The 25,330-nt window shown below is 69.6% G+C and carries 27 protein-coding genes and 3 tRNA genes; 25 read left to right on the top strand and 5 right to left on the bottom strand.

Features of this window, described 5'->3' with window-relative positions:
• The first annotated feature begins 3 nt into the window (after positions 1 to 3).
• On the top strand, positions 4 to 3,720 hold the full coding sequence (locus ACPWT1_RS22010) for a translocation/assembly module TamB domain-containing protein (protein WP_427913259.1): 3,717 nt from the start codon (positions 4 to 6) through the stop codon (positions 3,718 to 3,720).
• Here the strand turns inward: ACPWT1_RS22010 and argG are convergent, their stop codons facing one another.
• From argG to ACPWT1_RS21990, 4 genes are all read right to left on the bottom strand, one after another.
• Positions 3,721 to 5,052 carry an argininosuccinate synthase gene (gene argG, locus ACPWT1_RS22005; RefSeq protein WP_427913258.1) on the bottom strand — a complete coding sequence of 444 codons (1,332 nt, stop codon included), beginning with the start codon at positions 5,050 to 5,052 and terminating at the stop codon, positions 3,721 to 3,723. It lies immediately after the preceding gene.
• A gap of 5 nt (positions 5,053 to 5,057) precedes the next feature.
• Entirely contained in the window at positions 5,058 to 5,375 is a 318-nt protein-coding gene (locus tag ACPWT1_RS22000; RefSeq protein WP_427913257.1) for a pyrimidine/purine nucleoside phosphorylase, read from the bottom strand.
• Positions 5,376 to 5,521: 146 nt separating this feature from the next.
• The gene (locus ACPWT1_RS21995) at positions 5,522 to 6,100 is read right to left on the bottom strand and encodes a glycine zipper 2TM domain-containing protein (protein ID WP_427913256.1); all 579 of its coding nucleotides are present in this window, start codon (positions 6,098 to 6,100) and stop codon (positions 5,522 to 5,524) included.
• Positions 6,101 to 6,270: 170 nt separating this feature from the next.
• The gene (locus ACPWT1_RS21990) at positions 6,271 to 6,627 is read right to left on the bottom strand and encodes an ArsC family reductase (RefSeq protein WP_427913255.1); all 357 of its coding nucleotides are present in this window, start codon (positions 6,625 to 6,627) and stop codon (positions 6,271 to 6,273) included.
• Between the two features lie 51 nt (positions 6,628 to 6,678).
• Between ACPWT1_RS21990 and folC the strand changes: the two genes are divergently transcribed.
• The 15 genes from folC (at position 6,679) to ACPWT1_RS21915 (ending at position 15,545) form a co-directional block, all read left to right on the top strand.
• Positions 6,679 to 7,968 carry a bifunctional tetrahydrofolate synthase/dihydrofolate synthase gene (gene folC, locus ACPWT1_RS21985; protein WP_427913254.1) on the top strand — a complete coding sequence of 430 codons (1,290 nt, stop codon included), beginning with the start codon at positions 6,679 to 6,681 and terminating at the stop codon, positions 7,966 to 7,968.
• A gap of 14 nt (positions 7,969 to 7,982) precedes the next feature.
• Positions 7,983 to 8,714, top strand: coding sequence for an SPOR domain-containing protein (locus ACPWT1_RS21980; RefSeq protein WP_427913253.1), 732 nt, complete (start codon positions 7,983 to 7,985; stop codon positions 8,712 to 8,714).
• 9 nt (positions 8,715 to 8,723) lie between these two features.
• Entirely contained in the window at positions 8,724 to 9,212 is a 489-nt protein-coding gene (locus tag ACPWT1_RS21975; protein WP_427913252.1) for a CvpA family protein, read from the top strand.
• Positions 9,213 to 9,235: 23 nt separating this feature from the next.
• Positions 9,236 to 10,753: an amidophosphoribosyltransferase gene (purF, locus tag ACPWT1_RS21970; protein WP_427913251.1), complete on the top strand. Its 1,518-nt coding sequence runs from the start codon at positions 9,236 to 9,238 to the stop codon at positions 10,751 to 10,753.
• 2 nt (positions 10,754 to 10,755) lie between these two features.
• Positions 10,756 to 11,967, top strand: coding sequence for an O-succinylhomoserine sulfhydrylase (locus ACPWT1_RS21965; protein ID WP_427913250.1), 1,212 nt, complete (start codon positions 10,756 to 10,758; stop codon positions 11,965 to 11,967).
• Positions 11,964 to 13,346 (top strand): glutamate--tRNA ligase, encoded by a 1,383-nt coding sequence (gene gltX / locus ACPWT1_RS21960; protein ID WP_427913249.1) that lies wholly within the window; start codon positions 11,964 to 11,966, stop codon positions 13,344 to 13,346. The genes ACPWT1_RS21965 and gltX overlap by 4 nt, the downstream gene beginning before the upstream one ends.
• Positions 13,347 to 13,381: 35 nt before the next feature.
• A tRNA-Ala gene (locus ACPWT1_RS21955) sits at positions 13,382 to 13,457 on the top strand.
• A gap of 52 nt (positions 13,458 to 13,509) precedes the next feature.
• Positions 13,510 to 13,585, top strand: a tRNA-Glu gene (locus ACPWT1_RS21950).
• A gap of 77 nt (positions 13,586 to 13,662) precedes the next feature.
• Positions 13,663 to 13,739 (top strand) — tRNA-Asp (locus tag ACPWT1_RS21945).
• 245 nt (positions 13,740 to 13,984) lie between these two features.
• The gene (locus ACPWT1_RS21940; protein ID WP_427913248.1) at positions 13,985 to 14,392 is read left to right on the top strand and encodes a septal ring lytic transglycosylase RlpA family protein; all 408 of its coding nucleotides are present in this window, start codon (positions 13,985 to 13,987) and stop codon (positions 14,390 to 14,392) included.
• A 96-nt stretch (positions 14,393 to 14,488) separates the two neighbouring features.
• Complete coding sequence (locus tag ACPWT1_RS21935) at positions 14,489 to 14,779, top strand: hypothetical protein (protein ID WP_427913247.1); 291 nt, start codon at positions 14,489 to 14,491, stop codon at positions 14,777 to 14,779.
• A 100-nt stretch (positions 14,780 to 14,879) separates the two neighbouring features.
• Positions 14,880 to 15,050: a hypothetical protein gene (locus ACPWT1_RS21930; RefSeq protein WP_427913246.1), complete on the top strand. Its 171-nt coding sequence runs from the start codon at positions 14,880 to 14,882 to the stop codon at positions 15,048 to 15,050.
• A 16-nt stretch (positions 15,051 to 15,066) separates the two neighbouring features.
• Positions 15,067 to 15,222 (top strand): hypothetical protein, encoded by a 156-nt coding sequence (locus ACPWT1_RS21925; RefSeq protein ID WP_427913245.1) that lies wholly within the window; start codon positions 15,067 to 15,069, stop codon positions 15,220 to 15,222.
• 18 nt (positions 15,223 to 15,240) lie between these two features.
• The gene (locus ACPWT1_RS21920) at positions 15,241 to 15,378 is read left to right on the top strand and encodes a hypothetical protein (protein ID WP_427913244.1); all 138 of its coding nucleotides are present in this window, start codon (positions 15,241 to 15,243) and stop codon (positions 15,376 to 15,378) included.
• Complete coding sequence (locus ACPWT1_RS21915; protein ID WP_427913243.1) at positions 15,375 to 15,545, top strand: hypothetical protein; 171 nt, start codon at positions 15,375 to 15,377, stop codon at positions 15,543 to 15,545. Before ACPWT1_RS21920 ends, ACPWT1_RS21915 begins: the two co-directional genes overlap by 4 nt.
• On the opposite strand, the gene ACPWT1_RS21910 is transcribed toward ACPWT1_RS21915, so the two are convergent.
• A complete protein-coding gene (locus ACPWT1_RS21910; protein ID WP_427913242.1) occupies positions 15,542 to 16,291 on the bottom strand; it encodes a hypothetical protein in 750 nt (249 codons plus the stop codon). The genes ACPWT1_RS21915 and ACPWT1_RS21910 overlap by 4 nt on opposite strands.
• Before the next feature lie 98 nt (positions 16,292 to 16,389).
• Here ACPWT1_RS21910 and ACPWT1_RS21905 point away from each other — a divergent pair, with 98 nt between their 5' ends.
• From ACPWT1_RS21905 to ACPWT1_RS21865, 9 genes are all read left to right on the top strand, one after another.
• Positions 16,390 to 16,698, top strand: a complete 309-nt coding sequence (locus ACPWT1_RS21905) for a hypothetical protein (RefSeq protein WP_427913241.1) — start codon at positions 16,390 to 16,392, stop codon at positions 16,696 to 16,698.
• A gap of 530 nt (positions 16,699 to 17,228) precedes the next feature.
• A complete protein-coding gene (epsA, locus tag ACPWT1_RS21900) occupies positions 17,229 to 18,017 on the top strand; it encodes an XrtB/PEP-CTERM-associated transcriptional regulator EpsA (protein WP_427913240.1) in 789 nt (262 codons plus the stop codon).
• Positions 18,010 to 19,455 (top strand): undecaprenyl-phosphate glucose phosphotransferase, encoded by a 1,446-nt coding sequence (locus ACPWT1_RS21895; protein WP_427913239.1) that lies wholly within the window; start codon positions 18,010 to 18,012, stop codon positions 19,453 to 19,455. The genes epsA and ACPWT1_RS21895 overlap by 8 nt, the downstream gene beginning before the upstream one ends.
• Before the next feature lie 99 nt (positions 19,456 to 19,554).
• On the top strand, positions 19,555 to 20,898 hold the full coding sequence (locus ACPWT1_RS21890; RefSeq protein ID WP_427913238.1) for a hypothetical protein: 1,344 nt from the start codon (positions 19,555 to 19,557) through the stop codon (positions 20,896 to 20,898).
• Positions 20,899 to 20,952: 54 nt separating this feature from the next.
• Complete coding sequence (epsE, locus tag ACPWT1_RS21885; RefSeq protein WP_427913237.1) at positions 20,953 to 21,804, top strand: polysaccharide export protein EpsE; 852 nt, start codon at positions 20,953 to 20,955, stop codon at positions 21,802 to 21,804.
• Between the two features lie 16 nt (positions 21,805 to 21,820).
• The gene (gene epsF / locus ACPWT1_RS21880; protein ID WP_427913236.1) at positions 21,821 to 23,227 is read left to right on the top strand and encodes a chain length determinant protein EpsF; all 1,407 of its coding nucleotides are present in this window, start codon (positions 21,821 to 21,823) and stop codon (positions 23,225 to 23,227) included.
• Complete coding sequence (gene epsG, locus ACPWT1_RS21875) at positions 23,224 to 24,123, top strand: chain length determinant protein tyrosine kinase EpsG (RefSeq protein ID WP_427913235.1); 900 nt, start codon at positions 23,224 to 23,226, stop codon at positions 24,121 to 24,123. Before epsF ends, epsG begins: the two co-directional genes overlap by 4 nt.
• Complete coding sequence (locus ACPWT1_RS21870) at positions 24,123 to 24,902, top strand: WecB/TagA/CpsF family glycosyltransferase (RefSeq protein ID WP_427913234.1); 780 nt, start codon at positions 24,123 to 24,125, stop codon at positions 24,900 to 24,902. The genes epsG and ACPWT1_RS21870 overlap by 1 nt, the downstream gene beginning before the upstream one ends.
• A 70-nt stretch (positions 24,903 to 24,972) precedes the next feature.
• Complete coding sequence (locus ACPWT1_RS21865) at positions 24,973 to 25,296, top strand: hypothetical protein (RefSeq protein WP_427913233.1); 324 nt, start codon at positions 24,973 to 24,975, stop codon at positions 25,294 to 25,296.
• Positions 25,297 to 25,330 lie beyond the last annotated feature (34 nt).

The following is a 25,330-nucleotide window of genomic DNA, read 5'->3' as shown; positions in this document are numbered from 1 at the left end:
GCGATGCGTTACCTGCGCTGGTTCCTCGGTTCGCTGGGCGTCCTCTTGCTGCTGGTCGTGGCCCTCGTGGGCGGTGCGTGGATCTGGGCCGGCAGCGAAGGATCGGCCCGCTGGGCCCTCGGTGAGCTGGCGAGGCGCGGCGTGCCGATCAAGGCCGAAGGTGTGCAGGGATCGCTGCGCGGCGGCCTGCGCGTCGAGCGCCTGGCGTGGGCGCAGGACGGCCTGTCGGTCGAGGCTCGCGCCGTGCAGCTGGGCTGGCAGCCGCTCCTGCTGCTGCATCGCAAGCTGCAGATCGACCTGCTGCAGGCGGCCAGCGTGCGCATCGAGGACAAGCGGCCGAAGACGGACCGCAAGCCGCAGCCGCCCACGTCGCTGGCCTTGCCGCTGCAGGTGGCGGTGGACCAGCTGCAGGTCGGCAGCGTGGACTACGTGGGCGCCACCACGGTGCAGGTGCTCGACCTGCAGGCGGCGTACGGCTTCGACGGCGCGCGGCATGACCTGGCCGTTCGCAATGCGCGGGCCTGGAACGGCCACTACCGCGGCGAGGTCCACCTGGATGCCGAGGGCGCGATGGCCTTGCGCGCTTCGGTGCAAGGCCGCATTGCCGCGCCGGTGCCAGGCGTGCAGCGGCCGCTGGACCTGGTGTTCGAGGCCAGTGCCTCGGGGCCGCTCGCGGGTTTCGACCTGCATGCGCGCATCGACAGCGCGCCCGGCTCGCCCGGCTCGGGTGTCACGCACGCCGACGCCTCCGCCCGCGTGACGCCCTGGGCCGCGGTGCCGGTCGCTTCCGCACGGGCCGACCTGCAGGGACTGGACATCGGCGCCTTGTGGTCACAGGCACCTCGCACGGTGCTCGCCGGGCAGGTGCAGGTGCAGCCCAGCGGTCCCGGCGCCTGGCGCTTCAGCGTCGACCTGCGCAACACGCTGGCCGGGCCGTGGGACCGGCAGCGCGTGCCGGTCTCGCGGCTGCGTGCGGAAGGTGACTGGCGGCTGCCGCGACGCGTGCTGGTGCGCGACCTGGAAGCGCAGGTCGGCGGCGGCCGCGTGGTCGCGCGCGGCGAGTGGGAAGGCGAGGATGCGTGGAAGGTCGACGGCACGCTGACCGGCATCGACCCGGCCGCCGTGCACAGCGCGATGGCGTCGGTGCCGGTCAGCGGCCGCGCCACGCTGCGCGGCCAGGGCACCGCCATCAGCTTCGACACCGAACTCGCCGCAACGGGTGCCGCGAAAGGCAACGCGGGGTCGGCCGTCGCTGCCGCTGTGGGCGCGCTGGAACTGCGGTCGCTGGCCGCCCGTGGCCGCTGGGCGGGGCAGGAACTCTCGCTGCCGCAGCTGGTGATCCGGACCGCCGATGCCAAGCTCGACGCGGGACTGGAGCTGCATCCCTCGACGCGATCGGGGCGCGGCCGCGCCGATCTCGAGGCGCCGGGGCTGCGCGTGCGAGCCGTGGGCTCGCTGGCGTCCACTGCGGGTGGCGGCAACGTGCGCATCACCGCGTCGGACATCGGGCAGGCACAGCACTGGCTGGAACGCCTGCCGGCGATGCCGGACGTGGTCACCGCGAAGCTGTTCGCGGGCAATGGCGACCTGCAGCTGGCCTGGCAGGGTGGCTGGGACGATCCCACGGTGCAGGCCACGCTCACGCTGCCGACGCTGCAGGACGCGGCGCCGCAGCCGGCCTGGGTCGTGCGCGATCTCACCGCCAAGCTCGACGGCCGGCTGGCCGATGCCCGGCTCGACCTGAAGGCACGCGCGCAGGCCGGTGCGCGCGATGCGACCGTGGAAGTCGCCGCCCGTGGCGGACGGCGTGGCGCCGATGCGTGGCAGGGCGAGATCGGCTCGCTGGCCGTCGCGGTGCGCGATGCCGCGCTCGGTCCCGGTCCGTGGCGCCTGAACCTGCGGCAGCGTGTCGAGTGGCGTTGGGCCGATGGCCAGCTGGACACCGGTCGAGGCGAGGCCGCGCTGGTGGCGCCGGTCGCCAAGGGACCGTCGCAGGCGCTGATCGCGTGGGAGCCGGTGCACTGGCGTTCCGGCGAGTTGCGCACGGCGGGGCACGTGAACGGGCTGCCGCTCGCGTGGGCCGAGCTGTTCGGCGGCGGGCAGCTCGCCGGATCGGCACTCACGGGCGACCTGGTGTTCGATGCGCAATGGGATGCGCAGCTGGGCCGCGTCTTGCGCCTGCGGGCCGAACTCGCGCGCCGCAGCGGCGATGTCTCGGTCCTGGCCGAGACGCTCGACGGCGCCGCCACGCGCGTGCAGGCCGGCGTGCGTGAGGCACGGGTCACGGTGCAAAGCGAAGGCGAAGCGGTGACGGCCACGCTGCGCTGGGACTCAGAGCGCGCAGGCACGGCCGATGCGCGCGTCACCACGCACCTCGCGCACGACGCGGGCGGCTGGTCCTGGCCGGAGGAGGCGCCGCTGTCGGGCACGCTGCGTGCGCAACTGCCGCGGCTGGGCGTGTGGTCGCTGCTGGCGCCTCCTGGGTGGCGGCTGCGCGGCTCCTTGGCCGCCGACGTGTCGATCGCGGGCACCCGTGCCGACCCCGCACTGGCGGGCACTCTCAGTGCCGACGATCTCGCGCTGCGCTCGGTGGTCGATGGCGTGGCGCTGCAGGACGGGGAACTGCGCGCGCGGCTCGACGGGCGTCGGCTCGTCGTCGAGACGCTGCGCATGCGCGGCGCCGGCGAGAACGGCGGTACGGTGAGCGGCAGCGGCGAAGGCGGCTGGACCCGCGAGGGCCTGCAGGTGCGCGTGGCCGCCACGCTGGACCACCTGCGCGCCAGCAGCCGCTCCGATCGCGAGATCACCGTCTCGGGGCAGGTCACCGCGTCGGTCGATGGTGCGGGCGCGCAGGTGCGCGGTGCGCTGCACGTGGACCAGGCGCGCATCCGCCTGCCCGACGACAGCGCGCCCAAGCTCGGGGACGACGTCGTGGTGCGCAACCTGCCGCCCGGGGTCACCCTGAACGCCAATGCCGCATTGCCGGGCGAGGCGCCTGCGGCCAAGAGCGGGCGTCCCGTGGACCTGAACGTGACCCTGGACCTGGGCAACGACCTGCGCGTGCAGGGCCGCGGCATCTCGACGCGCCTGGTCGGCACGCTCACGATCACGGGGCAGTCGCTCACCGAGCCGCGTCTGGTGGGCACCGTGCGCGCCATCGGCGGCGAGTACCAGGCCTATGGCCAGCAGCTGGAGATCGAGCGCGCCGTGCTGCGCTTCACGGGAGCGATCGACAACCCGTCGCTCGACGTGCTGGCGATCCGGCCGCGCCTGGCGCAGCGCGTGGGCGTGCAGGTGACGGGCACCGCGCAGTCGCCCTTCGTGACGCTGTATTCCGAGCCCGACCTCACCGAAGCCGAGAAGCTCTCGTGGCTGGTGTTGGGGCGCGCGTCTGCGTCCGGTGGCGCCGAGACCGCGCTGCTGCAGCAGGCCGCGGTGGCGCTGCTGGCCAGCCGCAGTGGACGCGGCGGGGATGGCAAGGGGATCGCGGGCCTGGTGGGGTTGGACCAGTTATCGGTGAGCCGGCAGGGCGCCGAAGGTCCTGCGGTGACGCTTGGCAAGCGCCTGGGGCAAAACCTGTACGCCGCGTACGAGCGCAGCCTGGCCGGCGCGGTGGGCACGCTGTACGTGTACTACGACCTGTCGCGGCGGGTGACCGTGCGGGCGCAGGCGGGTGAACGATCGGCGCTGGACCTGATCTTCACCTTCGCCTACGACTGACTACTTCTTCTCGCCCAGCTGCGGCAGCCCGTTCGCGCCGCCTTGCGACAGCAGGCCCGCCTTCGTGTACACGCCGAGCTTGTCACGCGTGTCGACGATGTCCAGGTTGCGCATGGTCAGCTGGCCGATGCGGTCGCGCGGCGAGAACATGGACTCGCCCTTTTCCATCGTCAGCCGCTCCGGCTGGTAGGTGAGGTTGGGCGATTCGGTGTTCAGCAGCGAGTAGTCGTTGCCGCGGCGCAGTTCGATCGTCACTTCACCGGTGATCGCGCGCGCCACCCAGCGCTGCGCGGTCTCGCGCAGCATGATGGCCTGCGGGTCGAACCAGCGACCCTGGTACAGCAGGCGGCCCAGGCGGCGGCCGTTGTCGCGGTACTGCTCGATCGTGTCTTCGTTGTGGATGCCGGTGACCAGGCGCTCGTAGGCGATGAACAGCAGCGCGAGACCGGGGGCTTCGTAGATGCCGCGGCTCTTGGCCTCGATGATGCGGTTCTCGATCTGGTCGCTCATGCCCAGGCCATGGCGGCCGCCGATGCGGTTGGCCTCGAGGATGAGTTCCACCGGATCGCTGAAGGTCTTGCCATTCAGGGCGACGGGCTGGCCTTCCTCGAAGCGCACGCGCACTTCCTCGGGCTTGACGTCGACCTCGGGCTTCCAGAACGCGACGCCCATGATCGGGTTGACGATCTTGATGCCCGAGTTCAGGTGCTCCAGGTCCTTGGCCTCGTGCGTGGCGCCCAGCATGTTGCTGTCGGTGCTGTACGCCTTCTCGGCCGACATCTTGTAGGCGAAGCCGGCCTTGGTCATGAACGCGCTCATCTCGGCGCGGCCACCGAGTTCGTCGATGAAGGCCTGGTCGAGCCAGGGCTTGTAGACCTTCAGCGACGGGTTGGTGAGCAGGCCATAGCGGTAGAAGCGCTCGATGTCGTTGCCCTTGAAGGTGCTGCCGTCGCCCCAGATGTGGACGTCGTCTTCCTTCATCGCCGCGACCAGCATCGTGCCGGTGACGGCGCGGCCGAGCGGCGTGGTGTTGAAGTAGGTCTGGCCCGCGGTGGAGATGTGGAACGCGCCGGCCTGCAGGGCGGCTATGCCCTCATGCGCCAGCTGCTTGCGGCAGTCGATCAGGCGTGCCTTCTCGGCGCCATACAGCATCGCCTTGCGCGGGATCTCGTCGTAGTCGGGCTCGTCGGGCTGGCCCAGGTTGGCGGTGTACGCGTAGGGCACGGCGCCCTTCAGGCGCATCCAGTGCAGCGCGGCGCTGGTGTCCAGGCCGCCGGAGAAGGCGATGCCGACCTTCTGGCCGGCGGGCAGGTGTTCGAGGATGGTGCTCATCGCGTTCAACCGAAGTGGCAGATGTAGTGGTACGGCTCGCTCACGCGGATGTCGAAGCTGCTGTTGGCGGGGATGGAGAAGCGCTCGCCGGCCGACGAACGCACCCAGCGGTCGGTGCCGGCGATGCGGTACTCGCAGCTGCCGCCGACGCATTCCATGATTTCGGGCGCGCCGGTGTTGAAGGTGAGGGTGGCCGGCAGGATCACGCCCACCGACTTCGTCGTGCCATCGGCCAGTTGCAGGCTGTGGCTCACGCACTTGCCGTCGAAGTACACGTTGGCGCGCGTGGTCACGCTGACGCCGGAAAGGGTCTCGGTGGTCATGGGGAGGGGACGCTCGGGGGAAACCCGGATTTTAGGCGAGCGGCCCGCGGGCCCATCCGTTGCCGGGACTGCGATGAAGCCGGCGCCCAAAAGAAAAAGGGCGGGAAGACCCGCCCTTTGCTTGCGTGCAGCCGCAGCTGCCGGCTTCAGCGCCAGTGGCCGCCGTGGTGCACGTAGCCGAAGCTGAGCGACAGCGGCGCCGCGTAGTACGGGCGGTAGTACGGCGCCGGCGCGGGGTACGCATACACCGGATAGGCCGCGGGCACGACCGCCGGCTCGGCTTCGGTCATCGGCTGCCCGGGCATCGGGCCGGGTGCGGCAGGCTGCTGCGCGGCGCCGACCGGCGTGACCTGCAGGCGGATGGTCGGACCCGGGTCGTACGGCAGCTGCACGTTGTACTGCTTGCCCGCGTACTCGTAGACCACGTTGTAGGCCGCGGTGCGGTTCTCGTAGAAGGTCTGCGTGGTGCAGTTCTGGACGGTCTGCACCTGCGGGGCCGAGGGGCCCTCGATGCGGTCGCCCAGGATGGCGCCGCCCACCAGGCCCAGCACCGTGGCGGCGGCACGCCCACCACCGTGGCCGACCTGGTTGCCCACGACACCGCCGGCGATGGCGCCCATCGCGGCACCTGCGCCACTCTTGGGCTGTTCGACCGCGACCTGCTGGTTGCTGCAGACCTGGCGCGGCACCGCCACCTGCTGGATCACCGGGGTGGTGGAGAGCACGCGGCCGACTTCCTGCGCCTGGGCCACGCCCACGGCGCCGAGACCGGCCAGAGAGGAGGAGAGCCTTCTTCATGTGAACCTCGCTGCGTTTGCGACGGATGGGGAAAGTTTAGGCACTCTCAACCAGTGCTGCCTGACTGAGGGGTAAAGGCACGGTAAAAATTCCTGAATCAGCGCTCCGCGATCCAGTTTTGCCACACGGCGGGTTGGAATCCGACGCTCGTGCGGCCCGGCCATTCGACCACCGGCCGCTTGATCACGCTGGGCTGCGCCAGCATCAGCCGCGTGGCGCCGTCCTGGTCCGCGGCCTGGGCCTGCACCGTCGGATCGAGCTTGCGCCACGTGGTGCCCTGGCGATTGAGCAGCGGCTCCCAGCCCAGCTCGCGGACCCAAGCCGCCAGCCGTTCGGGCGGCACGCCGGCCTTCTTGAAGTCGTGGAAGCGGTAGGCGATGCCCTGCGCATCGAGCCAGGCCCGTGCTTTCTTCACGGTGTCGCAGTTGGGGATGCCGTAGACGGTGGGTTCCATGCGGCCGATTGTCGTGCGGGACGCCACGCCGCCTGCGACGACAATCGGCGCATGCAGACCCTGCAGGACTGGCTCGCGCACTGCGAGCGATTGCATCCCAAGACCATCGCGCTCGGCCTCGATCGCGTGCGCGCGGTGGCCGACCGTCTCGAGCTTGCCTTCCGCTGCCCCGTCGTCACCGTCGCCGGCACCAACGGCAAGGGCTCGACCTGCGCGATGCTGGAAGCGATCGCCCTGCAGGCCGGCTGGAAGACCGGCGTCTACACCTCGCCGCACCTGGTGCATTTCGAGGAGCGTTGCCGCGTCCGCGGCGAGGTGGTGACCGCCGACTCGCTCGTGCCCCACTTCGAGCGCGTCGAGGCCGCCCGGCAGGACGTGCAGCTGACGTATTTCGAGTTCACCACGCTGGCGATCCTGAGCCTGCTGGCCGCGAGCGAACTGGATCTCGTGGTGCTGGAAGTGGGACTGGGGGGCCGGCTCGACGCGGTGAACATCATCGATGCCGATTGCGCGGTGATCACCAGCGTCGACATCGACCACCAGGAATTCCTCGGCCCCGATCGCGAGGCGATCGGCCGCGAGAAGGCCGGCATCCTGCGTGCCGGCCGGCCTGCGGTGGTGAGCGACCCGGTGCCGCCGCGCAGCGTGCTCGCGGCCGCGGAAGAACTCGGCGTCGACCTCTGGCTGCTCGGGCGCGACTACAACTTCTCCGGCGACAAGCAGCAGTGGGGCTGGGCCGGGCGCGGTCGCCGCTACGCGGGACTGGGCTATCCGGCGCTGCGTGGCGCCAACCAGTTGATCAACGCCTCGGGCGTGCTGGCCGCACTGACGGCGCTGCGCGACCGCGTTCCCGTGACTGCGCAGGCCGTGCGCAATGGGCTGGCGATGGTCGAACTCCCTGGCCGGTTCCAGATCGTGCCGGGCCAGCCCGCGCTGGTGCTGGACGTCGCCCACAACCCGCATGCGACCGCGGCGCTCGCGGCCAACCTCGATGCAATGGGGTTCTACCCGACCACGCATGCGGTGTTCGGCGCCATGGGCGACAAGGACCTGGGCGAGATGCTGCGGCGCATGGACCCGCTGGTGGACCGCTGGTACTTCTGCGACCTGCCCACGCAACGCGCCGCCGCGGCGGCATTGCTGCAAGCCTTGTGGCAGGCCAGGACCCAGCGCAAGGACGTGACTGCCAGCACCCATGCATCGCCCGGGGATGCCCTGCGCGCTGCGGTCGAGGCCGCGGACCCCACTGATAGAATCCTGGTCTTCGGATCGTTCTTCACCGTGGGTGGCGTGCTCCAGGGCGGACTGCCCCGCCTCCAGGCCCGGCACCTGGGCTCCTGACCGCCACACGCTCCATGGCTTTCTTCAAGTTCCGCAAGAGCGCCGATGCGGCGCCGGCCGCGACGGCCCAGCCCGAAAGCGTGGAAGCCCTGCGGCGCCGTGCGCGCCATCGCCTGATCGGCGCGGCCGTCCTGGTCCTCGTGGCCATCGTCGGTTTCCCGCTTCTGTTCGACACGCAGCCGCGCCCGGTTGCCGTCGACATTCCGATCGAGATTCCGGATCGCGCGAAGGCCAAGCCCCTGCCCGCGCCACCGCAGCCGCATGCGCAGGGCGCGGTCAGCGAAGCCGCGCCCCCCGCGCCGACCAAGGTCGCCGCTGCGCCTGCTTCGACACCTGCGCCAGCCAAGCCGCCGGCCTCAGCCGCCGCCCCCGCGGCCACCACGTCGGAGCCCGCGAAGGCCGCCGCCGTGCAGCAGGCAAAGACGGAGCCCGCGCCCAAGCCCGTCGAACCAGCCAAGCCCGCCAAGGAGAGCGCGCGGGCCCAGGCCGAGCCGAAGCCGGCGGCATCGCAGGCCGACGGGCGCTTCATCGTGCAGGTCGGCGCGTTCTCGGATGTCGGCAAGGCGCGTGAAGCCCGCCAGCGCGTGGAGAAGGCGGGCCTCAAGACGTACACGCAGGTGGCCGAGACCCACGACGGCAGGCGCATCCGGGTGCGGGTGGGGCCGTTCGCCAACCGCGCGGATGCCGACAAGGCCGCCAGCCGGATCAAGGCGCTGGACCTTCCCGCGGCGATCCTCACGCTGTGAGGGCGGTGCATGGCGCCGCTCGACTGGGTGTTCATCGCGGTGCTGCTGGTGTCGTTGCTGCTCGGGCTGCTGCGGGGCCTGGTCTACGAGGTGCTCGCGGTGCTGAGCTGGATCGCGGCGTTCTTGCTGGCACAGTGGCTGGCTGCGCGCGTGGGTGGATGGCTGCCGATCGGCAATGCGAGCGAACCGCTGCGGTACGCGGCGGGCTTCGCGGTGGTGTTCATCCTTGCGGTGTTCCTCGGCGGGCTGCTCGCGTGGAGCATGCGGCGGCTGGTGGAATCGACCGGGCTGCGGCCGGTGGACCGCGCGCTGGGCGCGGCGTTCGGGGTGGTGCGCGGCGTGGTGCTGCTGCTTGCCCTGGCGGTGGTGGTGAACATGACGCCGCTGCGCAAGGATGCGTGGTGGACCGGATCGAAGGGCGCCGCCGTGTCGACGACGGCGCTCAAGGGCTTGCGGCCGATGGTGCCCGAGCGTTTCGTGCAGTACCTGCCCGAATGAACTGAAGAGAAGGCGAGCAAGCCATGTGTGGAATCGTCGGCGTCGTCAGTGGCGCCCCCGTCAACCAGCTGATCTACGACGCGCTGCTGCTGCTGCAGCACCGCGGCCAGGACGCGGCCGGCATCGTCACCCAGCAGGGCCGCAAGTTCTTCATGCACAAGGCCAAGGGCATGGTGCGCGACGTCTTCCGCACCCGCAACATGCGCGCGCTGCCGGGCAACTCGGGCCTCGGCCAGGTGCGCTATCCGACCGCGGGCAACGCCTACAGCGAGGAAGAGGCGCAACCCTTCTACGTCAACGCGCCGTTCGGCATCGTGCTGGTCCACAACGGCAACCTCACCAATGCGCAGGCGCTGAAGGCCGAGCTGTTCTCCACCGACCACCGCCACATCAACACCGAGAGCGATTCCGAGGTGCTGCTCAACGTGCTGGCGCACGAGCTGGAGAAATCCACGCGCGGCGTGCCGCTGCAGGTGCACGACGTGTTCGCCGCGGTCGCTGCCATGCACAAGCGCCTGCGCGGCTCGTACGCCGTGGTGGCCCTGATCGCCGGCCACGGCTTGCTGGCGTTCCGCGATCCGCACGGCATCCGGCCCCTGTCCATCGGGCGCGGCAAGGACGGCACGCTGATGGTGGCCAGCGAGTCGGTCTCGCTGGAAGGCACCGGACACACCTTCGAGCGCCACGTCGAGCCGGGCGAGGCCGTGTTCATCGACCTGCAGGGCCAGATGCATGCGCGCCAGTGCGCCGAGCATCCCAAGCTGCAGCCGTGCATCTTCGAGTACGTGTACCTGGCGCGGCCCGACTCGGTGCTGGACGGCATCTCGGTCTACCAGGTCCGGCTGAACCTGGGCGAGACGCTGGCCAAGCGCGTGGTCTCCACGGTCCCGCCGAACGAGATCGACGTGATCATCCCGATCCCCGAGTCCAGCCGTCCCAGCGCCACGCAGCTGGCGCACCTGCTGGGCGTGCCGTACCGCGAGGGCTTCGTGAAGAACCGCTACGTCGGCCGCACCTTCATCATGCCGGGGCAGGGCGTGCGCAAGAAGTCGGTGCGCCAGAAGCTCAACGTGATCGCCAGCGAGTTCAAGGGCCGCAACGTGCTGCTGGTCGACGATTCCATCGTGCGTGGCACCACCAGCCGCGAGATCGTGCAGATGGCGCGCGATGCGGGCGCGAGGAAGGTCTACCTCGCCAGCGCTGCGCCGCCGGTGCGCTTTCCCAATGTCTACGGCATCGACATGCCGACCGCGAGCGAGCTCGTTGCCTACGGCCGCACTGTCGAAGAGGTGCGGCAGATCATCGGCTGCGACGCGCTGATCTACCAGGACGTCGAGGGCATGAAGCGCGCCGTGATGAAGGCGGCCACGCCGGGCATCACGCTCGACGGCTTCGACGCGTCGTGCTTCGACGGCGTGTACGTCACCGGTGACATCAACCCGGACGACATCGCGAAGATCAACGAGGCGCGCATCGGCCAGGAAGATCCGCTGGAGGAGACCACCTCGCGGCTCGCGCTGCCCAACGCGCAGGAGGCTTGACCATGCAAGGCAAGACGCTTCCTCCCGGCCTGCATCGCGACACGCTCGCCGTCCGTGCCGGCCTTCCGCCGAGCCAGTGGGGCGAGAACTCCGAAGCGCTGTTCCTCACCAGCGGCTTCGTGCAGCCCGATGCGCAGACGTCGGCGCAGCGCTTCGCGAATCCGCAGGAGGGCTACACCTACGGCCGCACCTCCAACCCCACCGTCACCACGTTCGAGCAACGGCTCGCGGCGATGGAGGGCACGGAAGCCGCGATCGCCACGTCCACCGGCATGGCGGCCATCCTGCTGCTCGGCATGGGCCTCCTGAAAGCGGGCGACCACGTGGTCTGCTCGCGATCGGTGTTCGGCTCCACGCTGAACCTGTTTGCCAAGGAGTTCGGCAAGTTCGGCGTCGAGTCCACCTTCGTGTCGCAGACCGACCTGAGCGAGTGGAAGGCGGCCCTGCGGCCGAACACCAAGCTGCTGTTCGCGGAGACGCCGACCAACCCGCTCACCGACGTCTGCGACATCCGCGCGCTGGCCGACCTTGCGCATTCCGCGGGCGCGCGGCTCACCGTCGACAACTGCTTCTGCTCGCCGGCGCTGCAGCGCCCGACGGAGCTGGGCGCCGACCTCGTGATCCATTCGGGCACCAAGTACCTGGACGGGCAAGGCCGCGTGATGGCGGGTGCCATCTGCGGGCCGGCCAAGCTGGTCAACGAGGTGTTCGCACCCATCGTGCGCACGGCTGGCATGACGCTCGCGCCGTTCAACGCATGGGTGGTGCTCAAGGGCCTGGAGACGCTGGGCATCCGCATGCGGGCGCAGTGCGCCAACGCGCTGGCCGTCGCACGCTTCCTCGAATCGCATCCGGCCGTCACGCGCGTGTACTACCCCGGACTCGAATCGCATTCGCAACACGCGCTGGCGATGCGCCAGCAGTCGGGCCTGGGCGGCGCGGTCCTGTCGTTCGACGTGCGCGGCACCGATCCGCAGTCGCTGCGCGCGAACGCCTTCCAGGTGATCGACAGCACGCAGCTCATGAGCATCGCCACCAACCTGGGCGACACCAAGACCATCATCAGCCACTCGGCCACCACGTCGCACGGGCGACTGACCGAGGAGCAGCGGCAGGCCGCGGGCATCGGGCAGGGCCTGATCCGCGTGGCCGTGGGCCTGGAACATATCGACGACCTGAAAGCCGACCTGCTGCGCGGGCTGGACAAGCTGTGACCGTCAGAACACGTTTTGCCCCGTCGCCGACGGGCTTCATCCATCTCGGCAACATCCGCTCGGCGCTCTACCCGTGGGCGTTCGCGCGCTCGCAAGGGGGCACCTTCATCCTACGCATCGAGGACACCGACCTCGAGCGCTCGTCGCAGGCGGCCGTCGACGTCATCCTCGAGGGCATGGCCTGGCTGGGACTGGACCACGACGAGGGTCCGTACTACCAGATGCAGCGCATGGACCGCTACAAGCAGGTCCTGCGCGAGATGCAGGACAAGGGGCTGGTCTATCCCTGCTACATGAGCGTCGCCGAGCTCGACGCGCTGCGCGAGCGGCAGATGGCCAACAAGGAGAAGCCGCGCTACGACGGCACCTGGCGGCCCGAGCCGGGCAAGCAGTTGCCGCAGCCGCCGGAAGGCGTGCAGCCGGTCCTGCGCTTCCGCAATCCGCTGTCGGGCGTCGTAGCCTGGGACGACAAGGTCAAGGGCCGCATCGAGATCAGCAACGAGGAACTCGACGACCTGGTGATCGCGCGTCCCGACGGCACGCCCACGTACAACTTCTGCGTGGTGGTGGACGACATCGACATGCGCATCACGCACGTGATCCGCGGCGACGACCACGTGAACAACACGCCGCGCCAGATCAACATCTTCCGCGCGCTCGGGCAGGAGCCGCCCGTGTACGCGCACCTGCCCACGGTGCTCAACGAACGTGGCGAGAAGATGAGCAAGCGCAACGGCGCCAAGCCCGTCACGCAGTTCCGCGACGAGGGCTTCCTGGCCGACGCCGTGGTGAACTACCTCGCGCGCCTCGGCTGGTCGCACGGGGACGAGGAGATCTTCAGCCGCCAGCAGTTCCTGCAGTGGTTCGACCTCGACCACCTGGGCAAGAGCGCCGCGCAGTTCGACGAGGCCAAGCTGCGCTGGGTGAATGCCCAGCACATGAAGCTGATGGACGACCGCGTGCTGGCGCTGCTCGTGGCCGAGCAACTGCGCAAGCGCGGCGTCGCACCCGACGATCGCCTGCCGCGCATCTGCGGCCTGTTCAAGGACCGCTGCGACACGACGCTGGTGCTGGTCGACTGGGCGTCGCGCTTCTACCTGCCCGTGCAGCCCGGCGCCGACGACAAGGCCAAGCACATTACCGAGGGCGTGCGGCCGGCCTTGTCGATGCTGGCGCGCATGCTCGAAGGTGTCGCGTGGGACAAGGCTGCGATCGGCGACAGCATCAAGGAGGTGCTGCGCGCGACGGGGCTCAAGATGCCGCAGCTGGCGATGCCCGTGCGCGTCCTGGTGCTCGGGACGGCGCAGACGCCGTCGCTGGACGCCGTGCTGGAACTGATGCCACGCGACATCGTGCTGCAGCGACTGTCGGCGGCCTGATTTTTCGGTGTAGAATTCGAGGCTCGACACCGAGCGGGGGTATAGCTCAGCTGGGAGAGCGCTTGCATGGCATGCAAGAGGTCAGCGGTTCGATCCCGCTTACCTCCACCAGGCAAGGTGTCGCGGAAGTTCAGGTAGCGCCAATAGCGCGTTCCAAGGTTTCGACCCTATCGTCTAGAGGCCTAGGACATCACCCTTTCACGGTGAGTACCGGGGTTCGAATCCCCGTAGGGTCGCCAAGATTCACGCAAGTGAAGCAAGGCACAAGTGGCAGGCACTTGCCCCGGACTTGATCCGGGGGAACGCCGCACCACGTGGAGTGGTAGTTCAGTTGGTTAGAATACCGGCCTGTCACGCCGGGGGTCGCGGGTTCGAGTCCCGTCCACTCCGCCAAAATCTTCAAGGGTCAACCGGTTCCGGTTGGCCCTTTTTCTTGCCGTGCTACTTCAAGTCGGCGCGAGTGGCCGAGCCGGCATGTCCTACGCCAGCCGCCGGCCCGCGCGGACGTGCTCGGCACTGGACGCTTCGGAGACTCGCCTGCAATTCGCAACCTCGCGTTGCCGCAGGAGATTCCGATGCACGTGCTTCACACCGTCCCGAGGCTTGCCGCCCTGACTGGCCTTGCATTCGCCACTGCAATGGCGACCGCCGAACCCGCCGCCCATACGCCGCATGAGGGGGGCGATTCTGCGAAGGCGGCCCAGCGAGCCAAGCCTGCTGCCGCCAAGCGCCAGGTCGGCAAGGCTTCGTTCTATGGCCGCGAGTTTTTCGGCCGCAAGATGGCCAACGGGCGGCGCATGGATCCCAACGACGACAACGCCGCGAGCAGGACGCTGCCTCTGGGGACCAAGGCCCGCGTGACCAACCTGGACACGGGCAAGAGCGCGCTGGTCACCATCGAGGATCGTGGGCCCTACGTCGACGGTCGCATCGTCGACCTCTCGCCCGCCACGGCCGAGAAGATCGGCCTGCAGCGCAAGCAAGGTCTCGCGCCGGTCGAGGTCGTGCCGGTCGAAGTGCCTGAGCAGACGGCTGAGGCCGACTGAGCATCGGCTGATCCATTGCAGCCCGGCCACGCACCTTCGCGCTCTCGCTGTGTTGTCCTACAGCGACGCAGCGGCCCGCTCCCTACGATCCCCCGCATGCGCTACAGCCGTGCCGACTACGCGAAGATCCTCGCGGCCCAGAATGAACTGGCCCGTGCCGAGGAGGACTACCAGCGCCTGCGCGCCGCCTACGTGAAGGTCGCACGCGACGAGCCCGGTCACGAGGTGGCGCTCGCGATGATCGGCTGCGACATGGATCGCGCGCATGCTGTCCTGCAGTCCCTCATCGGCCTGCCGCACATGCCCTACACGCACGACCCGGTGCAGCCCGCGCAGCAGCCCGAAGCGCAGTCCGAGCCGGACCACGCAGCGGAAGAAAGCGCCTGACCGGGCGCGTCGGCGCGTGCCGACAGCCCGTTGGCATCCACGCCGAATGGCCGGCCGATCCCCAGGGCGCACGATGGATCGCCTTCACGGACAGCCCGCCATGACCCCTGACCCGCTCGACCCGACCCTGCAGCCGGCGCCATCGTCGCCGCCCCAGCTGGACGACGGCTGCTCGCCGCCCGGCGCGCTCGCGGCTGCGCCACGACCGCAGGCCGACACCGGCGACTCGACACCTGTCGATCCGTCGCTGTGGGCCAAGAGCGAGTTCTGACGGACTGGTGAGTCGCATGGCCACGCATCCGGTGGAACCCGACGCGGGCGAAGAGGACGAGCCCGACGCCCCCGCACCCAATCCAAGCCGGCTTCCGGTGGAACCGGAGTTCGGACCGCAACCTCCCGCGGCCGAACCCGAGGACCCGATGCCCAAGCCGCCCCCGATCTGACATATCCAGGAGATCCGCATGCACGCACCCATTCCGCCCCGCCTCGATCGCGAAGAGCCCGAGCTCTGGATGGAGGACGACATCCCGACGCCCGCGGCCGACGAGGCCGAGCGCTGGGAAATGGGACGCGACGAGCCTGCGCCCAAACCGGAATGAGCACCGGCACGCCGACGCCGGAGCCCGAGCCGGTGCAGCCGCCCAAGCCCGCCAACCCGGAGCCGAAGCACCCGTCGAAGGACAGGGAGCACGCGCACCCGCCCGAGCCGGACGAGGGGCACTCGGAGCACCCGCGCCAGCGCCCGCCCATGGCGCGCCTGGTCTAGGCGTCGTTCGCTGCCAGCAGTCCCTGGCAGCCTTCGTCCAAGCCCGCCACGGGAGTCGCCTTGGCGAGCGCCATCCACACGCCGAAAGGCAGGGCGGCACGGCGCGCGCGTGCCGCAGGCCGCGCCACGACCAGGCGATCGCCTTCAACCATGAGCACGCCGCAGTCCTCGGGGATCTCGTCGGGCGCGCCGATGCAGCGCCCGCGCGCATCGGCACCCAGCACGTACCAGCATTCGCCCAGGTCGAGATAGGCCGCGCGCTTGGCCGCGAGGCGCAGGTCCGCGAGCAGGTCGCTGCGACGCACCTTCACCTCGTGCACCACGGGCTCGACGTAATCCGCAACCGAAGTGTTGCGGATCGAGAAGACATCGGGCTTGCACATGCACCACTGCATCGCGCCTTCGCTCTCGCCACCCGGGACCTGCGCGCGCAGCGACAACCCGCGCCACGCGATGCGTCCCGCGCGCCCCATCTCGCGCGCGACGCGCTCCACCAGGGCCTCGTGCTGCGACAGCCGTGCGCGATTGCGCTGCGCACCGATCGCCACCTGGGCCAGGCCGGCCGCGGTCACCCGCACCGATTCGTGGCCGCTGGGGGCCAGCACGCGATCGAGCAGGCCTGCGGCCAGCAACTCGATCTCCAGCAGGTCCTGGCAGGGCCAGCCCGCGGAACGATAGACCTCGCGCAGGCGACGCACGTGCGCCTGGCTCAGCGGTACCGGCGTGGATGGGGACGTCGACTCCATGGCGCGGGCCAGTGTAGCGGTGCCTCGTCGGAGCGCTCCCACGCGTGTTGTGGTGAATCCCTGTCCTGCCCCTGCCGTGCCCCGACCACAATCCCGCCATGGCAGAGAGAGCCACCTACGGAATCACCGCGCTTCGCTACGCCGGCACGCAGATCGTCGAGGCCATGATGGGCCTGGTCGACGCGACCGCGGCGCGCTGGGACCTGCGCCCTTCGCCCACCCGCGTGACCGAGGTGGTGGACCGGCTCGTCGAAGGCGACACGGTCATCAGCATGTTCCCCGACGACGAGGGCGGCCTGCAGCCGGGACCGGAGGTGAAGGTCGACGTGCTGCCCGAAGGCGTCGAGACGCTCGCGCTCGACGAGGAGCGTCCCGGCCGCCGCATCGGCGACCTGCCGCGCTTCTGACACCAAGCTGAATCGCAACGACGACGGCCGGGCCCAGCCCGGCCGTTGTCCTTCATGCGTCCGTGCCGCGCGTTGCAGGCACATGCGCTGCATTGCGATGGCGCCGCGCGACGCGCGCATGCGACGTCGTGCACGGATGAGGCTCCATCGTGACTCTGCTGCGGCGAACACTTCGTGGGGCAGGGTTGCGTCGTGTAGCGGCTTGCGGGTGGCGGTTACCTGACCGCTGTGTCGGATTCATCGGACAACGAGGTGCGCAGTTACCGACAGCAAGCGAAGTGGGGAGCCTACCCCGCAGGCATGTCCATTTTTCACACCATCGCTGCATGGCTGGAGTTCGCAAGCAAACACGTGTCTCGGCACCCCTTGGCACAAGCTGCGCAAGCGGTGCAAGTGGAGCGTGGCTGACGGGCAACGGCATTTACACAGGGTTGCGCGCCCACGAATCCCGTCACACGACAGGTGCATCGGAGGCCGCAACAAGTGTGTCGAAAGTTGAATACCGCGACGAGGCGGGCAGGGAGAGCAGCATGAACGTGGTGTCCGCGATGCCGGAGATGGATCCGGTGCAGTTTCTGAAGATCGCAGGGCAGGGTGCCACCCTCCGCACCCACGCCGACCTGTGGCGCTGGCTGCAGGGCGAGGTGCAGCAGTGGCTGCCGCACCAGATCCTGCTGGTGGGCTGGGGCGATTTCCGCAATGGCGACCTGCAGTACGACATCGTGTCGAGCCTGCCTGGCCTGCGCACGCACCTGTGCCCGGCGACGCGCATCGCGCCGCTGGTCAACTACTTCCGCGACTGCTGGGTGGCTGCGATGTCGCAGCCCTGCCAGCTGGACATCGGCAGCAGCGGGCAACTGCTCGGCGAAGCCGACCAGGGCTGGGCTCCGTCGCCCGGCGTCCCCGGCATGCAGACCGCGCTGGTGCACGGCGTGGGCGACGCACGCCTCGGCGGTGAGCGCATCTTCGCCGCCCTGAGCAGCGGCCTCGCGCCCGCGGGCGGTGCCGCGGCGCTGAAGCTGCTGGTGCCCTTCATCGATTCGGCCCTGCGCCGCATGGCGCCCGCGCCGATGCGCCAGCCGGGCGCCGAGCGCAACCAGGTGGAGCAGCTCGTCGTGCGGCTCGGCCAGCTCTCGGAGCGCGAGCGCCAGATCATGGTCTGGGTCGCGATGGGCAAGACAAATCCGGAGATCGGCTGCATCCTGCATATCAGCGAGTTCACGGTGAAGAACCACATGAAGAGCATCTTCAGCAAGCTGGACGTGAGCAATCGCGCCCAGGCCGTGGCCAAGCTGACCCGGATGGCCACCTATGCCTGAAGTGGATCGCGTCCTCGGCGCCACGACCACGTCGGCCAGCGCGCCGCCGCCCGCCCCCGAGCTGCCCGGCCCCGCGGTGTTCAGCCACAGCCGGCTGCTGAGTGCATTCGAGGCGTTCGTCGAGCCGCTCGCCACGGTCGCCGCGCTGTGGCTGCTGGTGTGGATCTTCGAGGGCACGCTGGCGCCGCGCTGGCTGGTGGTCTCCATCCTCGCGTTCGCGCTCGCGTATCCCGGGCGGCCGCAGCTGCGCGCTTCGGCGCCGCGCGTGGTCGTCGACACGGTGCTCGCGTGGGCCTGGACCTGCAGCCTGCTGGTGGCCATGGGCTATGCCACGGGCCACCTCGAGGACTACTCGCGCGACATCGTGATGCACTGGCTCTGGCTCGCACCGGTCGCGCAGTTGCTGTCGCACTGGGCGTTGCGCCAGGCCGCGCCGAGCATCGTGCGCCTGCAAGGACCGCCGCTGCGCGCCGTCGTGGTGGGCATGAACGAGCAGGGCGGCTCGCTCGCCGATCGCCTGGCGATGGCGCACTACACGGGCGTGGAGCTGCTCGGGTTCTTCGACGACCGCACGCCCGATCGCATCCACGGCCGCAACCGCCACCGCATGCTGGGCCGCATCGACGAGCTCACCGACTACGTGAAGAAGCAGCGCGTGCAGCTGGTGTACCTGTCGCTGCCGATGGCCTCGCAGCCGCGCATCAAGCAACTGCTCGACGCGCTGAAGGACACCACGGCCTCCGTCTACTTCGTGCCCGACATGTTCGTGACCGACCTGATCCAGGGACGTACCGACTCGATCTGCGGCCTGCCCGTGATCTCGGTGTGCGAGACGCCGTTCCGCGGTCCCAACGCGGTGCTCAAGCGTGGCAGCGACGTGGTGCTCGCTGTTGCAATCCTGCTACTGCTGTCGCCGCTGATGCTGGGCATCGCCGCGGCCATCAAGCTCACGTCGCCGGGGCCCGTGATCTTCCGCCAGCGCCGCTATGGCGTGTGGGGCCAGGAGATCATCGTCTACAAGTTCCGCTCGATGACGGTGACCGAGGACGGCCCCGTGGTGACGCAGGCGCGCAAGGACGACAACCGCGTCACGCCCCTCGGCCGCTTCCTGCGCAAGACATCCATGGATGAGTTGCCGCAGTTCATCAACGTGCTGCAGGGGCGCATGAGCATCGTGGGGCCGCGGCCGCACGCGGTCGCGCACAACGAGTTCTATCGACCGCTGATCAAGAGCTACATGATCCGCCATAAGGTCAAACCCGGAATCACGGGATGGGCCCAGGTGAACGGCTATCGCGGCGAGACCGATTCGCTGGAGAAGATGGAAGCGCGCATTCGCTGCGACCTCGACTATCTGCGAAACTGGTCCCTGCGGCTGGACCTCCACATCATCTGGAAGACGGTCCGCCTGGTGTTCAAGGACGGCGCGGCTTATTGAGCACTAGCACCAATGAGCCATTGTCCGCCCGTAACCCGCGCGCAACGATGAGACGGTTCGACCGCATCGAGTCGCCGGGCGTTTGTGAGTGAACACCAAATGAAGAAACCTTCGTTCCGGCCCCTGCTGACCGTGACCGCGGCAGCCTGCATGCTGCCCGCCGTGGCACTGCATGCGCAGACCACCCTCCAGTCGCCCGGCGGGCAACTGGGCGAATCGGCCGCCCAGCCGGCAGGACAGCCGATGTCCACGCCGATGGGTGGTTCGGTGGTGGTCCCGATGTCGCCCGCGGCATCGATCTCGCAGCCGTTCCCGCCGGTCTCCGGCACCTACAGCGAGGCCGAGCGCGAGGGCTTCCACCCGCGCGCGATTGCCGGCATCGAGCGTGACAGCAACGTCACGCGCACCTCGGGTCCGAAGACCTCGGACACCATCACGCAACTGGGCCTGGGCCTGCGCTTCAACAAGCGCTACGGGCTGCAGCGCGTGGTCGTCGACGGCGAGTTCGACCACTACGACTTCGACAAGCTCTCGACCAAGTACAACACGGTGAACTACGCCGCGGCCTGGTACTTCGCGCTGGGCAACGTGATCGACGGCGTGGCCAGTGCCGACCGCCGCCAGTTCCGCGACGTCACCATCAACAGCGCCCCCGGCGTTCCCGGTTCGCTGGCCGGCACGATCAACCGCCGCACCGAGCGCAACGAACTGGTCGAAGGCCGCTACAAGTTCGGCGCCGCCTGGCGCCTGCTCGCCGGCGCGCAGCACTTCCAGGCCACGAGCACCGATCCGGCGGTCAGCTGGGACGGCGACCCGAGCATCAACAGCGCCCGAGTCGGTGTGCAGTACGAGTCGGCCACCGGCTCCACGCTCACTGGCCGCTATCGCCACGGCACCGGCGACTACCGCGTCGGCCTGGCACCGAGCTTCAAGGACGACGAGACCGAACTGGTCGCGCACTACGTGCTGTCGCCCAAGACCGCCCTCGACGGCCGCATCGCGAAGTTCAAGCGCGAGCACGACGCCGCCCCGTCGCGCAACTTCGACGGCACGACCGGTTCGCTGTCGGCGATCTGGGATGCCACGCCCAAGACGCGCCTGGTGGCCGGCTACTCGCACGACCTGGCCAGCTACCTGGGAGGCACCGGTGGCCACCAGGAGAGCGACCGCTACTACATCGCGCCCGTGTGGCGCGCAACGGAGCTGACCTCGGTCAACTTCCGTCTCGAGCACGAGAACCGCAAGTTCGTCGACGTGACGGGCGCCCCGCTGGACGTGGGCCGCACCGACAAGTTCGACGTCGCGGCGATCGGTGTCGACTGGCAGGTGCGCCGCACGATCGGCGTGTCGGGCCAGTACCGCAACGAGCGGCGTTCGTCGTCGCTTCCTGGATTCAACTACCGCGCCAACGTGATCGGGCTGGCCGTGAAGCTCACGCTTTAACGGCCTCCCCCGACCGTAGCGGCGCCAGACCGCAGGTTTACAAGGGAGAGTGACATGTGCAGAGTGTTTCGATGGATCGGGTTGCTCGTGATGGCGACCTGGGTCGCTCTGGCGGCGGCCCAAGGGGTTGCCGCCGGGGCGCCCTCCGGAGCCGGTGGTGGCGGCAACGCCCCCGTCGGCGCCGACTACAAGCTGGGGGCCGGTGACCAGATCCGGGTCCAGGTCTACCAGAACCCCGACCTGACCGTCGAGACACGCGTGTCCGAACAGGGCACGATCAACTACCCGCTGATCGGGGCCGTCGAACTTGGCGGCACCACGATCGGCGAGGCCGAGAAGAAGATTGCCTCCGCGCTTCGCAGCGGCAACTTCCTCAAGCAGCCGCAGGTCAACATCGTCCTGCTGCAGGTCCGAGGCAACCAGATCGCGGTGCTCGGGCAGGTGCAGAAGCCCGGCCGCTTCCCGTTGGAGACCACCAACACGCGGGTGAGCGACATGCTCGCGGCGGCCGGCGGCGTCACGCCCATGGGCGACGACACGCTGATCGTCACCGGCACGCGCAACAACCAGCCGTTCCGCAAGGTGATCGACATCCCGGGGCTGTTCCTCAACTCCCGCGGCCAGGACGACATCCTGGTCCAGGGCGGCGACACCATCTTCGTCAACAAGGCACCGGTCTACTACATCTACGGCGAGGCCCAGCGTCCCGGCCCCTACCGCATCGAGCGCGGCATGACCGTGCAGCAGGCGGTGGCCCAGGGCGGCGGTCCCACCCCCCGCGGCAGCCTGAACCGCCTGCGCCTCACGCGCGTCGGGCCCGACGGCCGCCAGGTGGAGACGGATGCGAGGCTCAGCGATCCCGTGCTGCCGAACGACGTCATCTTCGTGCGCGAAAGCCTGTTCTGAACGAAAGCAAGTCGCCATGAACCTGACCCAATTCCTCTCGATCCTGCGCGCCCGGCGCATGCTGTTCCTCGCGATCTTCCTCGGCACGATCGCGCTGGCGCTCGCCTGGGTGCTGCTGCGACCCAGCTACTACACGGCGCGCGCGCCGATCCTGGTGGACATCCGCTCGCAGGACCCGCTCGCGCAGCCCACCTACCAGAGCATCGTCCCGGCGGCCTACATGGCCACCCAGATCGACATCGCGCGCAGCGACCGCGTCGCCGAGCGCGTGGTCGACATGCTCGGCCTCGAGAAGGACCCGAAGTCCGTCGAGGACTGGAAGAAGGCCACCGGCGGCCGCGGCAACCTGAAGGCCTGGCTCGCCAGCGACCTGCAGGCCGGCCTGGAGGTCAAGCCCGCCCGCGAGAGCAACATCATCAACGTCACCTGGACGGGCCGCAGCCCGCAGGAGGCGGCGAAGGTGGCCAACGCCTTCTCGCAGGCCTATCTGGACATCGCGCTGGACATCAAGACCGATCCGGCCAAGAAGTACGCCAGCTGGTTCGACGAGCAGCTGAAGTTCGCCCGTGACCGCCTGGAGCAGGCACAGGGCCGCCTCACCGCGTACCAGCAGAAGACCGGCGTCATCAGCGCCGATGGCATCGACATGGAGACCCAGCGCCTGAACGAGCTGTCCTCGCAGCTCACCATGGTGCAGGGCCAGCTCACCGACGTCGCCAACAAGCGCAACGCTGGCGCGTCCAGCGTCGCCGAGACCATGTCCAGCCCGCTGATCAACAGCCTCAAGGCCGACATCGCGCGGCAGGAAGCGCGCATCCAGGAGGCCAGCGCCAACCTGGGCGCACGCCACCCGCAGATGATCCGGATGCAGGACGAACTGCGCGCGATGAAGTCGCGCCTGGGTGCCGAGACCGGCAGCATCGGCTCGTCGATCAACACCGCCTACGAGGTCGGCCGCGCCCGCGAGCGCGAGCTGCAGGGCGCCGTCAACGCACAGCGTGCCCGCGTGATGCAGTTCAACCGCTACCGCGACGAACTGTCCGTGCTGCGCAAGGACGTGGACACCGCGCAGAAGGCCTATGAAGCCGTGGCCGAGCGCGCCTCGCAGTCCAAGCTGCAGGCCCTGACCAACCAGACCAACATCCAGCGCCTGGCCACCGCCATCGAACCGCTCGAGGCCAAGGGTCCGACCACCAAGGTCGCACTCGCCGTCGCTGCCGCCATCGGACTGCTGCTTGCCCTGGCAGGCGCCATCCTGATGGAACTCCTCAATCGCCGCGTGCGCTCTGTCGACGACCTGTCGCTGGCCACGCACTTGCCAATCCTGGCCACGGTGCCGGCCCACAACGGCGCCGCAGCCCTGGCTCGCCTCGCGCACGCGCCCTCGCGGCCGGCGCTGGCCTACCGTGGGAGCGTCGCATGAACAGCCAGATCCTTCCCCTGCACCGCGACCTGGACCTGATCGGTCCCGCGCGCGAAGCCAGCATGCCCATTGGCGGGCTGCTGGTCGAAGCCGGCCGCATCACCGCCGACGAGGCCGAGCGCATCCACGACTACCAGAAGAAGGTCGGCCTGCCGTTCGGCGAGGCAGGCATCTCGATGGGCCTGCTCACCGACGAGGACGTGCGCCAGGCGCTCGCCCGCCAGTTCGGCCATGCCAGCCTGTCGCCCGACGCCGGCCTCGGCAAGGACCTGGTCGCCGCCTACGAGCCGGACAGCCCGGCCGTCGAGCACCTGCGCAGCCTGCGTGCGCAGCTGATGCTGCGGTGGTTCGAGAACGACAGCAATCCGGCCGCCCTGGCCATCGTGAGCCCCGGCTCCGGCGAAGGCCGCAGCTACATCACGGCGAACCTCGCCGTGCTGTTCTCGCAGATGGGCAAGCGCACGCTGGTGATCGACGCCGACCTGCGCAAGCCGCGCCAGCACCGCATCTTCGGCGTGCCCGGCAAGATCGGCCTGTCGGCCCTGCTGGCCGGCCGCGCGGGCGCCGAGGTGATGTGCGAGATCCCGCAGCTGCCCGGCCTCACCGTGCTGCCCGCGGGCGTGCTCCCGCCCAACCCGCAGGAGCTGCTGTCCCGTCCCGGCTTCCAGCGCCTGGTGCAGTCGCTGCGCGGCATGTACGAGGTGATCCTGGTCGACACGCCGCCGGCCGCCTCGTGGGCCGACGCCAGCACCGTCGCCGCACGCGCCGGTGCCGCGCTGATGGTCACCTGCCGTGACCGCAGCTCGATGCCGCGCGTGATCAAGCTGTCCGAAGACCTGCGCGAATTCGGCGTCAGCGTCGTCGGCGCGGTCCTCAACGGCGCGGGAGCGGTCTGATGCCGGGGCCCGCGACGCCGGGCTGGCAGATGCGGTGGTACCAGCTGGTGCGAACCATGGCGCGCGTGCACACGCCGCAGGGCGAGGAGCAGCTGCTCGACTGGCTGCTGCGCCCCGGCGAGGCACGGGTGCTGGCATTCGTCAACGCGCATGCCATGAACATGGTGGCCGAATCGGAGCCGTTCTACCAGGCGCTGATGTCGGCCGACGTGGTGGTGCGCGACGGCATCGGCGTGTCGCTGCTGATGCAGCTGCTCAACCAGCTCCCCGGCCAGAACCTCAATGGCACGGACCTGATCCCGCAGCTCATTGCGCGCGCCGACGGCGAGACCATCGCGCTCTTCGGCACCCGCGACCCGTGGCTGCAGCAGGCACGCGAGGCGGTGCGCACGCGCCTCGCTCCCCGCAGCCCGTGCATCACGGCGGATGGCTTCCTGGAACTCGGTGACTACATCCGGCTCGCGGCGAAGCACCGGCCGCGCGTCATCGTGCTCGGGATGGGCATGCCCAAGCAGGAAGAGGTGGCGGTCGCGCTGCGTGCGGCCCTCGGCTTCTCCTGCCTCGTGGTGTGCGGCGGCGCCATCATCGATTTCCTCGGTGGCAAGACGCCGCGCGCGCCGCAGTGGGTGCGCGAGGCGGGCTTCGAATGGGCGTTCCGCCTCGGGCGCGAGCCGCGCCGCCTGTGGGACCGCTACGTCAACGGCAATCCCGTGTTCCTGCGCCGCGCGCTGCGCATCGCGACGCGCTCGCTACGCCACGGCTGGCCGGCGCCGGCCTGAGCCCGGCACGGCCGATCGAGGAAGGGCTGCCGCGGCAGCCCCTTCTCATTCCACGCGGACAATGCCGGCGATGGGCCACCCGCATTACCACGTGTACGTCGTCGAACTGGACGACCGCGTGTGGAACGCCGCGAGGTTCCGGCGCGCCAATCCCGACCACGTGCTGGGCAAGCCGCTGGTCTACGTAGGCATGACCGGGCTCGATCCCGACGTGCGCTTCGACAAGCACAAGGCCGGCATCCAGGCGAACCGCTTCGTCCAGCAGTGGGGACTGCGCCTGCGGCCCGAGCTGTACGAGCGCTACAACCCCATGACGTACGACGAGGCGCGCCGGATGGAGGTGGAGCTGGGGATCGCGCTGCGCCGCGCGGGCTACGCCGTGTGGCAGGGCTAGGCCGCTTCACGCGACCGCGAGAAGGCGTGAACCC

The sequence above is a fragment of the Ramlibacter sp. MMS24-I3-19 genome (assembly GCF_050320135.1).
In the GTDB taxonomy this organism is placed as follows: Bacteria; Pseudomonadota; Gammaproteobacteria; order Burkholderiales; family Burkholderiaceae_C; genus Ramlibacter.
The sequence above is the reverse complement of the archived record's forward strand: the minus strand, read 5'-3'. Positions and strand labels throughout refer to the sequence as shown.

Excerpts from the sequence above, each read along its gene's own strand:
- ACPWT1_RS22010 (WP_427913259.1), top strand. The coding sequence starts at position 4 with ATGCGTTACCTGCGCTGGTTCCTCGGTTCGCTGGGCGTCCTCTTGCTG.
- argG (WP_427913258.1), bottom strand. The coding sequence starts at position 5,052 with ATGAGCACCATCCTCGAACACCTGCCCGCCGGCCAGAAGGTCGGCATC.
- ACPWT1_RS22000 (WP_427913257.1), bottom strand. The coding sequence starts at position 5,375 with ATGACCACCGAGACCCTTTCCGGCGTCAGCGTGACCACGCGCGCCAAC.
- ACPWT1_RS21990 (WP_427913255.1), bottom strand. The coding sequence starts at position 6,627 with ATGGAACCCACCGTCTACGGCATCCCCAACTGCGACACCGTGAAGAAA.
- folC (WP_427913254.1), top strand. The coding sequence starts at position 6,679 with ATGCAGACCCTGCAGGACTGGCTCGCGCACTGCGAGCGATTGCATCCC.
- ACPWT1_RS21980 (WP_427913253.1), top strand. The coding sequence starts at position 7,983 with ATGGCTTTCTTCAAGTTCCGCAAGAGCGCCGATGCGGCGCCGGCCGCG.
- ACPWT1_RS21975 (WP_427913252.1), top strand. The coding sequence starts at position 8,724 with ATGGCGCCGCTCGACTGGGTGTTCATCGCGGTGCTGCTGGTGTCGTTG.
- purF (WP_427913251.1), top strand. The coding sequence starts at position 9,236 with ATGTGTGGAATCGTCGGCGTCGTCAGTGGCGCCCCCGTCAACCAGCTG.
- ACPWT1_RS21965 (WP_427913250.1), top strand. The coding sequence starts at position 10,756 with ATGCAAGGCAAGACGCTTCCTCCCGGCCTGCATCGCGACACGCTCGCC.
- ACPWT1_RS21940 (WP_427913248.1), top strand. The coding sequence starts at position 13,985 with ATGGCGACCGCCGAACCCGCCGCCCATACGCCGCATGAGGGGGGCGAT.
- ACPWT1_RS21935 (WP_427913247.1), top strand. The coding sequence starts at position 14,489 with ATGCGCTACAGCCGTGCCGACTACGCGAAGATCCTCGCGGCCCAGAAT.
- ACPWT1_RS21930 (WP_427913246.1), top strand. The coding sequence starts at position 14,880 with ATGACCCCTGACCCGCTCGACCCGACCCTGCAGCCGGCGCCATCGTCG.
- ACPWT1_RS21925 (WP_427913245.1), top strand. The coding sequence starts at position 15,067 with ATGGCCACGCATCCGGTGGAACCCGACGCGGGCGAAGAGGACGAGCCC.
- ACPWT1_RS21920 (WP_427913244.1), top strand. The coding sequence starts at position 15,241 with ATGCACGCACCCATTCCGCCCCGCCTCGATCGCGAAGAGCCCGAGCTC.
- ACPWT1_RS21915 (WP_427913243.1), top strand. The coding sequence starts at position 15,375 with ATGAGCACCGGCACGCCGACGCCGGAGCCCGAGCCGGTGCAGCCGCCC.
- ACPWT1_RS21910 (WP_427913242.1), bottom strand. The coding sequence starts at position 16,291 with ATGGAGTCGACGTCCCCATCCACGCCGGTACCGCTGAGCCAGGCGCAC.
- ACPWT1_RS21905 (WP_427913241.1), top strand. The coding sequence starts at position 16,390 with ATGGCAGAGAGAGCCACCTACGGAATCACCGCGCTTCGCTACGCCGGC.
- epsA (WP_427913240.1), top strand. The coding sequence starts at position 17,229 with ATGAACGTGGTGTCCGCGATGCCGGAGATGGATCCGGTGCAGTTTCTG.
- ACPWT1_RS21895 (WP_427913239.1), top strand. The coding sequence starts at position 18,010 with ATGCCTGAAGTGGATCGCGTCCTCGGCGCCACGACCACGTCGGCCAGC.
- ACPWT1_RS21890 (WP_427913238.1), top strand. The coding sequence starts at position 19,555 with ATGAAGAAACCTTCGTTCCGGCCCCTGCTGACCGTGACCGCGGCAGCC.
- epsE (WP_427913237.1), top strand. The coding sequence starts at position 20,953 with ATGTGCAGAGTGTTTCGATGGATCGGGTTGCTCGTGATGGCGACCTGG.
- epsF (WP_427913236.1), top strand. The coding sequence starts at position 21,821 with ATGAACCTGACCCAATTCCTCTCGATCCTGCGCGCCCGGCGCATGCTG.
- epsG (WP_427913235.1), top strand. The coding sequence starts at position 23,224 with ATGAACAGCCAGATCCTTCCCCTGCACCGCGACCTGGACCTGATCGGT.
- ACPWT1_RS21870 (WP_427913234.1), top strand. The coding sequence starts at position 24,123 with ATGCCGGGGCCCGCGACGCCGGGCTGGCAGATGCGGTGGTACCAGCTG.
- ACPWT1_RS21865 (WP_427913233.1), top strand. The coding sequence starts at position 24,973 with ATGGGCCACCCGCATTACCACGTGTACGTCGTCGAACTGGACGACCGC.